The sequence below is a fragment of the Halorubrum sp. AD140 genome (assembly GCF_034497445.1).
Classification (GTDB): Archaea; Halobacteriota; Halobacteria; order Halobacteriales; family Haloferacaceae; genus Halorubrum.
Genome location: NZ_JAXRUU010000361.1, coordinates 1 through 1,007, shown reverse-complemented (window position 1 = coordinate 1,007; position 1,007 = coordinate 1). Strand labels below are relative to the sequence as shown.

Annotated in this window: 1 protein-coding gene and 1 pseudogene; both read left to right on the top strand. The window is 62.3% G+C overall.

Translation table 11 applies throughout. The features are described from left to right. Positions 1-382: pseudogene (locus U4E84_RS18875) on the top strand (hypothetical protein); the annotation flags it as partial. A gap of 183 nt (positions 383-565) precedes the next feature. Next, a partial coding sequence (locus tag U4E84_RS18870) for an HNH endonuclease signature motif containing protein (protein WP_322533574.1) occupies positions 566-1,007 on the top strand: 442 nt, incomplete at its 3' end.

The window sequence follows — 1,007 nt, the reverse complement described above, 5'->3', positions numbered from 1 at the left end:
GGCGTGGCCGTTCACTGACGTCCCGTACGCGGACCTCATGCCGATCGTCGCCGACCGGTTCAACACGACTGTTATCGACGACGCGACGGCGGCTGCGGACGCGGAGACAGGGACAAAGGCGGATGCGGAGCCCGTGGAGCGGAATGACCTTGAACACGCGTACGCCGTGCTGTGTGACGGTACGGACGGCGACGTCGATCCGTTTGATGAGAGTGCCGAGGCGGTGGCGGCGTTCGAAGACGGGCGGTTCGCGGAACTCGCCCAGCATAACGTTGCGGACGTGCTGCGGACGCAAGCGATCGGGCGCGTTGCGGAACGGTACTGTGCGAAATCAGAGTTCAACGTGAAGTCGTTGACGCCGACGCGAGGCGCGGACCGATGATCGGGGTCGTGGATGGTGTCCCGTGGGTGACGAATCAGAAAGGCCCGCCGCCCGGGCACGGTCGCAACAACGAGTGACGTGACCGCGGCGTGGCCAGATGCGGATTGAAGCGATATATCAGGGTGACTGCTGGCCGCGGAGTATCGAGCGGGAACTGATCGGCAGACACTGAAATCAAAACTAATGACAGCAGAATCACGACACGCAGGCGATGCGGATGTAGAACAGGTAGCGAACAAGACTGGGCACGACCACGAGGATCACGCGAAGTGTCACGAGTCAGTGCCGCCGGCGGTCCGCGAATCAGTACTCGACGATTATTCGTACAAGTGCCAGGCGTGCGGGCGGCGTGGCCCGGAGGAGGGTGGTCTCGCTGAACTGCACATCCATCACATCGAGCGGAACCCTGAAGGGATGGGTGAGCACGACGAGGAGAATCTCACCGTCATGTGCCGGCCGTGTCACGAGTGGCTCCATCAACAGGTGGATCCGACTGATGCGCCGGTGCGTATTACCGATGAAGACCGGACGGTGTTGCTACCCCAAGACATCGAGATTCTCCGCGTGCTGGCAGACGAGGGACCGGCACGAACCGGGGATGTCGCAGCGAAACTCACCGTGGACT